Raw genomic sequence first — 6,009 nt, 5'->3', positions numbered from 1 at the left:
TCGCCGTGACGGCGGTCACCGGCTGGGCGACCTGGACGGGGTTCGCCGAGCAGCCCGGGGTGGCCGTCTTCCTGTTCGTGACGGCGGCCTGGATCGTCTCGCTGTGCCTGCACGAGTACGCGCACGCGCGCACGGCCCTGCACAGCGGGGACATCACGGTGGGTGCGAAGGGCTATCTCACGCTGAACCCGCTGAAGTACACGCACGCGCTGCTGAGCATCGTGCTGCCCGTGCTGTTCGTGATCATGGGCGGGATCGGGCTGCCGGGCGGTGCCGTGTTCATCGAGCGCGGGCGGATCCGGGGCCGCTGGCGGCACAGTCTGATCTCGGCGGCGGGCCCGCTGACGAACGTGCTGTTCGCGGTGGTGTGCACGGCCCCGTTCTGGCTGGACGCGCTGGACGGGGTGCCGCGGGACTTCCGGTTCGCGCTGGCGTTCCTGGCGCTGCTCCAGGTGACGGCGGCGCTGCTGAACTTCCTGCCGGTGCCGGGGCTGGACGGCTACGGCGTGCTCGAGCCCTGGCTGTCGTACGGCCTCCGGCGGCAGGTGGAGCCCTTCGCGCCGTTCGGACTGCTGTTCGTGTTCGCGCTGCTGTGGATCCCGTCGGTGAACGGCGCGTTCTTCGAGCTGATCGACACGATCCTGCGCGGCCTGGGCATCAGCGACTTCGACACCTACTGCGGCTACGACCTCTACCGCTTCTGGCGCGGCGGGAGCGAGGTCTGCTCGGTCACCGGGTGACGCGGCGGCGCTTGAGGTAGTACCAGCACATGTTGGACGACAGGCCCGCCATCAGCACCCACAGGATCCCCAGCCAGCTGCCCTGCACGAAGGAGAGCACGGCCGCGACGACGGCGAGGACGCAGACGACGAGGGAGTAGAGGGCGAGACGGGGCATGTCGGTCGGCTCCTTGCGGGGGACACTGCGGGGTGGTGCCCCACCAGTGTCCCCCATGGCCTCATACGTCCGTGACGCGGAGCCCCGCGTGCGCCTTGTAGCGGCGGTTCACCGAGATCAGATTGGCGACCAGCGACTCCACCTGGTGGGCGTTGCGCAGCCGCCCCGCGAAGATGCCGCGCATGCCCGGGATGCGCCCGGCCAGCGCCTGCACGATCTCCACGTCGGCCCGGGCCTCGCCGAGCACCATCACGTCGGTGTCGATCTCGTCGATCTCCGGGTCCTGGAGGAGGACCGCGGAGAGGTGGTGGAAGGCGGCGGTGACCCGCGAGTCCGGCAGCAGGGCGGCGGCCTGCTCGGCGGCGCTGCCCTCCTCCGGCTTCAGCGCGTAGGCGCCCTTCCTGTCGAAGCCGAGCGGGTTGACGCAGTCCACGACCAGCTTCCCGGCCAGTTCCCCGCGCAGCGCCTGGAGGGTCTTGGCGTGTCCCTCCCACGGCACGGCGACGATCACGATGTCGCTGCGCCGCGCGCACTCGGCGTTGTCGGCGCCCTCGATGCCGTGGCCCAGCTCCTCGGCGGCGTCCCGGGCCCGCTCGGCGGCCCGCGAACCGACGATCACCTTCTGGCCGGCCTTGGCGAGCCGGTAGGCGAGGCCCTTGCCCTGCGGGCCGGTCCCGCCGAGCACGCCGACGACGAGACCGGAGACGTCGGGCAGGTCCCAGGGGTCCTTGGCGGGGGCCTTCGCGGGGGTCTGTGCACTGTCGGTAGAGGTCATGGGCCGACTCTACGTCCGCCCCCGCCGCCGGACCGGTCCGGGTGAGCCGCGTCACGGGCACCCCGGTGGCCCGCACGCCACCGGCCCGCACCGAAGTCCGCGGCTCCGCAACCGGGTCGGGCGAATTCGAGGTGAACGACCGGTCAACAGAGGCCGCTTGCGGCAGGATGCGGACATATGGACGCCGTACGGGTCGCGCTGCTGCGCGAAGTGCTCGCCGGAACCGAGTGGTTGCCGGCCACGCGGCGGTTCGCGGGTGTGCTGCGCGGGTCCGTGGTGGCGCACGGGGGCGGGCTGCTACTGGTGGGGACGCCGGAGTACGAGCCGTGGCACCTCGCCGCGCATCTGGTGGACGAGGCCGCCTGGTCGGGCACGCCGGAACTGGCGCCGACGCTCGTCCGCCACGACGCCCGCCCGTCCGATCCGGCGCACCTGGCGGTCGGACCGGGCCGGATCGAGGCGGCCCGGCGGGGCGAGACACTGCTCGTGGTGGCCCCGGACCGGGTGCGGGCGCCGTTGCTGGAGCGGGTGCACGACGCCCGGCGGGCCGGGGTGACGGTGCTCGCCCTCGGCCCCGGGGAGGACGACGACCTGGCCACCATGGCGCACGAGACGCTGGCCGTGCCGGACGGCTCCGAGCTGGACCTCGACGTCGTGCAGCACCTGGTCAGCGCGGCGGCCGGGGAGAACGCGCGGCCCGCGCCCCGGGGCCGCCGCCGGCTGCGCGACCGGCTCTCCCGGCTCGCCGACCAGCTGACGGCACCGCCGCCGACGCGCTGGTAGCGCGTCCCCCGCCGGGCCGCGGAAAAGTGGTTGCCCGGGTCGGCGTCCCGCCCGGAACATGGCCCCTCGTGACCGACGCCCCCTCCGCCGAGCAGCCCGGGTCCGCGCCGACCGGCCTGCGCGCCCTGCTTCCCGACCTCGCCCCCTGGCGGGCCTCCGCCGACTTCCGGCGGCTGTGGCTGTCGGGACTGATCACCAACTTCGGCAGCTTCCTGACCTTCGTCGCGCTGCCGGTGCAGATCAAGGAGCTGACCGGGTCGGCGGCGGCGGTGGGCGCGATCGGCGCGGTGGAGCTCGTGCCGCTGGTCGTGTTCGGGCTGTACGGCGGGGCCCTCGCCGACGCCTGGGACAAGCGGAAGCTGATCCTGTGGTCGGAGGCCGGTCAGGGGGTGCTGTGTGCGGCGCTGCTGGTCAACGCGCTGCTGCCGAGCCCCGCCGTGTGGCCGCTGTACGTGATCGCCGCGTTCGCCTCGGCGCTGACCTCGATCCAGCGGCCCGCCCTGGACTCGCTGATCCCCCGGATCGTCGCCCACGACCACCTGCCGGCCGCCGCCGCGCTGAACGCGCTGCGCTGGCAGGCCGGCGGCATCGCGGGCCCGGCGCTGGCGGGCGTGGTGGTGGCGTACGCGGGGCTGGGCTGGGCGTACGCCGTGGACCTGCTGACCTTCGTGGTGTCGGTCGCCCTGGTCGTCGGTCTCGGCCGCTCCCCCGCGTCGCACGAGGCGCGCAAGCCGTCCCTGAGGGCCATCGCGGAGGGCGCCCGGTACGCCTGGAACCGCAAGGAGCTGCTCGGCACGTACGCCATCGACCTGGCCGCCATGTTCCTGGCGATGCCGCTCGCGGTGCTGCCGTTCCTCGCGGACGAGCTGGGCGCCGAGTGGTCCCTCGGCCTGATGTACGCGAGCATCCCGGCCGGGTCGCTGCTGGTCAGCCTGACCAGTGGCTGGACCTCGCGGGTGCACCGGCACGGGCGGATGGTGGTGGTGGCGGCCGTGGGCTGGGGCCTGTCGGTCGCGGCGGCGGGGCTGGCCGGGAACGTGTGGCTGGTGCTGCTGCTGCTCGCCCTGGCCGGCGGGTTCGACATGGTCAGCGGGGTGTTCCGGAGCGCCATGTGGAACCAGACGATCCCGGACGAGCTGCGCGGCCGGCTCGCCGGGATCGAGCTGCTGTCGTACTCGGTCGGCCCGCAGCTCGGCCAGGTCCGCGCCGGCGGCATGGCCGCGTGGACGGGGGTGCGCACGTCGGTGTGGTCGGGCGGGCTGCTGTGCGCGGCCGGGGTGGCTCTGCTGGCGCTGTGCCTGCCGAAGCTGATGACGTACGACGTGCGGACCGACGAGCACGCGGTGCGGCTGCGCGAGCGGCGCGCGCCCGGCGCCGAGGCCGGGACGCCCGCGGTCTGAGCGGGTCAGTCCTGGTCGGTCCGGCCCGGAGCGGGCGCGTCGTGCCAGCGCGGGTCGTTCTCCCACTGGAGGTTGCGTTCGCGGGCGCTCTCCATGGCGCGTTCGGCCTCCGCGCGGCTGGTGTACGGACCGAAGCGGTCCTTGCCCGGGCAGTCCGGGCCCTCCTCGACCTTCTTGTGCTCCAGGCAGTAGTACCACTCGCCCGGCTTGCCCACCGTGCGCTTCTTGAACAGGGCCATGACCGGCTCCTTTCGCCACGGACATGGTGCCCCCATGCCCGCTGGTTAGACTCGCTGGCATGTCTGGCCAGTCGCTGCTCGTACCAGGGGAGCTGTCTCCCACCCGTTCCGTACCCGGAAACATCCGCCGCCCCGAGTACGTCGGCAAGCCCGCGCCGACCCCGTACACGGGGCCCGAGGTGCAGACCCCGGAGATCATCGAGGCGATGCGGATCGCCGGGCGGATCGCCGCGCGGGCGATGGAGGAGGCCGCGAAGATCATCGCGCCGGGCGTCACCACGGACGAACTCGACAAGGTGGCGCACGAGTACCTGTGCGACCACGGCGCCTACCCCTCCACGCTCGGCTACCGCGGCTTCCCCAAGTCGCTGTGCACGTCGGTCAACGAGGTGATCTGCCACGGAATCCCCGACTCGACGGTCCTGCGGGACGGCGACATCGTCAACCTGGACGTGACGGCGTACGTCGGCGGGGTGCACGGCGACAACAACGCCACGTACCTGGTGGGTGACGTGGACGAGGAGAGCCGGCTGCTGGTGGAGCGCACCCGGGAGGCGCTCAACCGGGCGATCAAGGCGGTCAGGCCGGGCCGGCAGATCAACGTCATCGGCCGGGTCATCGAGTCGTACGCCAAGCGGTTCGGGTACGGCGTGGTGCGGGACTTCACCGGGCACGGCATCAACTCGTCGTTCCACTCGGGCCTGATCATCCCGCACTACGACAGCCCGCACGCGACGACGGTGATGCAGCCGGGGATGACGTTCACGATCGAGCCCATGCTGACGCTCGGGACGCACGAGTACGACATGTGGGACGACGGCTGGACGGTGGTCACCAAGGACCGCAAGCGGACGGCGCAGTTCGAGCACACGCTGGTGGTGACGGAGACCGGGGCGGACATTCTCACGCTGCCGTAGCGCTCCTCCCCCGCTCACCGGGCCCGCTCTCTTCGGAGGGCGGGCCCTTTGGCGTGCGGCGTCGGGGCCGGTTTCGGGTGCGTCCTCGGGTGCGTCGGGTGAGGATGGTGGGTAGGGAGTTACCGACAAGACGTCGGCAAGCCGTTGACTTAGGTAAGCCTAACCAAGAGAATCCGGACCCATGGACTCGTTCTCGCATCTCATCCGCACCGCGTCCCACGAGCAGCACACGGAGGCGGAGACCTCGACCTTCATGAGCGACCTGCTCGGCGGGCGGCTCGGCGTGGACGCGTACGCGCGCTACACCGAGCAGCTGTGGTTCGTCTACGAGGCGCTGGAGGCCGGGGCGGAGCGACTGGCGTCCGATCCGGTGGCCGGGCCCTTCGTCCGGCCCGAGCTGTTCCGGCTGGCCGCCCTGGAACGGGACCTGGAGCATCTGCGCGGTCCCGGCTGGCGCGCCGCACTGAGCGCGCTGCCCGCGACGCGGGCGTACGCGGACCGGGTGCGGGAGTGCGCCGAGCGCTGGCCGGCGGGGTACATAGCCCACCACTACACGCGGTACCTGGGCGACCTGTCCGGCGGGCAGATCATCCGCGACAAGGCGGAGCGGACCTGGGGCTTCGAGAAGAAGGGCGACGGCGTCCGCTTCTACGTCTTCGAGGAGATCCCCAACCCGGCCGCGTTCAAGCGGGCGTACCGCGAGCTGCTGGACGCCGTGAACGCGGACGAGCTGGAGCGGCAGCGGATCGTCACCGAGTGCAAGCGGGCGTTCGCCCTGAACACGGCCGTCTTCCGGGCCCTGGGCGAGGAGTTCCCGCTGTCCGCGTGAGGCCGTGCCGGGGGCCGCCGCCCCGATGTCACCGTTCGAGGACGACGCGCCCTCCGATCTCCACCCAGCCGCCCGGCTGCGGCGCCGTCAGGATCTGGGAACCCGCACCCTGCGTGATGTTCAGGGCCCGGCCCAGTCGTTCGGTGAGCAGCAGGGCCGCCGCGCCGGT

The 6,009-nt window shown here is 72.5% G+C and carries 8 protein-coding genes and 1 pseudogene; 5 read left to right on the top strand and 4 right to left on the bottom strand.

The genetic code is table 11. The annotated features are described in order from the left end of the window. Nucleotides 1-740, top strand: a 740-nt coding sequence (locus tag CCN42_RS38765) for a site-2 protease family protein (RefSeq protein WP_086741890.1), incomplete at its 5' end; no start/stop codon positions are given. Here the strand turns inward: CCN42_RS38765 and CCN42_RS43550 are convergent. Both CCN42_RS43550 and npdG read right to left on the bottom strand, forming a co-directional pair. Beyond that, on the bottom strand, nucleotides 730-897 hold the full coding sequence (locus CCN42_RS43550) for a hypothetical protein (RefSeq protein WP_169731606.1): 168 nt from the start codon (nucleotides 895-897) through the stop codon (nucleotides 730-732). The genes CCN42_RS38765 and CCN42_RS43550 overlap by 11 nt on opposite strands. Nucleotides 898-958: 61 nt before the next feature. Beyond that, the gene (gene npdG / locus CCN42_RS38760; RefSeq protein WP_086741889.1) at nucleotides 959-1,672 is read right to left on the bottom strand and encodes an NADPH-dependent F420 reductase; all 714 of its coding nucleotides are present in this window, start codon (nucleotides 1,670-1,672) and stop codon (nucleotides 959-961) included. A 177-nt stretch (nucleotides 1,673-1,849) separates the two neighbouring features. Between npdG and CCN42_RS38755 the strand changes: the two genes are divergently transcribed. Beyond that, nucleotides 1,850-2,455 (top strand): hypothetical protein, encoded by a 606-nt coding sequence (locus CCN42_RS38755; protein ID WP_086741888.1) that lies wholly within the window; start codon nucleotides 1,850-1,852, stop codon nucleotides 2,453-2,455. Between the two features lie 68 nt (nucleotides 2,456-2,523). Continuing rightward, nucleotides 2,524-3,855 carry an MFS transporter gene (locus CCN42_RS38750; protein WP_086741887.1) on the top strand — a complete coding sequence of 444 codons (1,332 nt, stop codon included), beginning with the start codon at nucleotides 2,524-2,526 and terminating at the stop codon, nucleotides 3,853-3,855. A gap of 5 nt (nucleotides 3,856-3,860) precedes the next feature. Here CCN42_RS38750 and CCN42_RS38745 read toward each other — a convergent pair whose 3' ends face one another. After that, nucleotides 3,861-4,094, bottom strand: a complete 234-nt coding sequence (locus tag CCN42_RS38745; RefSeq protein ID WP_086170330.1) for a hypothetical protein — start codon at nucleotides 4,092-4,094, stop codon at nucleotides 3,861-3,863. A gap of 59 nt (nucleotides 4,095-4,153) precedes the next feature. On the opposite strand from CCN42_RS38745, the gene map reads away from it, so the two are divergent. Together map and CCN42_RS38735 are read left to right on the top strand one after the other, a co-directional pair. After that, the gene (gene map / locus CCN42_RS38740; RefSeq protein WP_086741886.1) at nucleotides 4,154-5,011 is read left to right on the top strand and encodes a type I methionyl aminopeptidase; all 858 of its coding nucleotides are present in this window, start codon (nucleotides 4,154-4,156) and stop codon (nucleotides 5,009-5,011) included. 181 nt (nucleotides 5,012-5,192) lie between these two features. Then, nucleotides 5,193-5,840: a biliverdin-producing heme oxygenase gene (locus CCN42_RS38735; RefSeq protein ID WP_086741885.1), complete on the top strand. Its 648-nt coding sequence runs from the start codon at nucleotides 5,193-5,195 to the stop codon at nucleotides 5,838-5,840. 28 nt (nucleotides 5,841-5,868) lie between these two features. On the opposite strand, the pseudogene CCN42_RS45330 reads toward CCN42_RS38735, so the two are convergent. Next, a pseudogene (locus tag CCN42_RS45330) lies at nucleotides 5,869-6,009 on the bottom strand (PhzF family phenazine biosynthesis protein); the annotation flags it as partial.

Source organism: Streptomyces glaucescens, assembly GCF_002154375.1.
Taxonomy (GTDB): domain Bacteria; phylum Actinomycetota; class Actinomycetes; order Streptomycetales; family Streptomycetaceae; genus Streptomyces; species Streptomyces glaucescens.
This window is presented reverse-complemented; position numbering and strand designations above follow the sequence as displayed.

What these genes read in the sequence shown, in the direction of transcription:
- CCN42_RS43550 (WP_169731606.1), bottom strand. Translation starts at nt 897, where the DNA reads ATGCCCCGTCTCGCCCTCTACTCCCTCGTCGTCTGCGTCCTCGCCGTC.
- npdG (WP_086741889.1), bottom strand. Translation starts at nt 1,672, where the DNA reads ATGACCTCTACCGACAGTGCACAGACCCCCGCGAAGGCCCCCGCCAAG.
- CCN42_RS38755 (WP_086741888.1), top strand. Translation starts at nt 1,850, where the DNA reads ATGGACGCCGTACGGGTCGCGCTGCTGCGCGAAGTGCTCGCCGGAACC.
- CCN42_RS38745 (WP_086170330.1), bottom strand. Translation starts at nt 4,094, where the DNA reads ATGGCCCTGTTCAAGAAGCGCACGGTGGGCAAGCCGGGCGAGTGGTAC.
- map (WP_086741886.1), top strand. Translation starts at nt 4,154, where the DNA reads ATGTCTGGCCAGTCGCTGCTCGTACCAGGGGAGCTGTCTCCCACCCGT.
- CCN42_RS38735 (WP_086741885.1), top strand. Translation starts at nt 5,193, where the DNA reads ATGGACTCGTTCTCGCATCTCATCCGCACCGCGTCCCACGAGCAGCAC.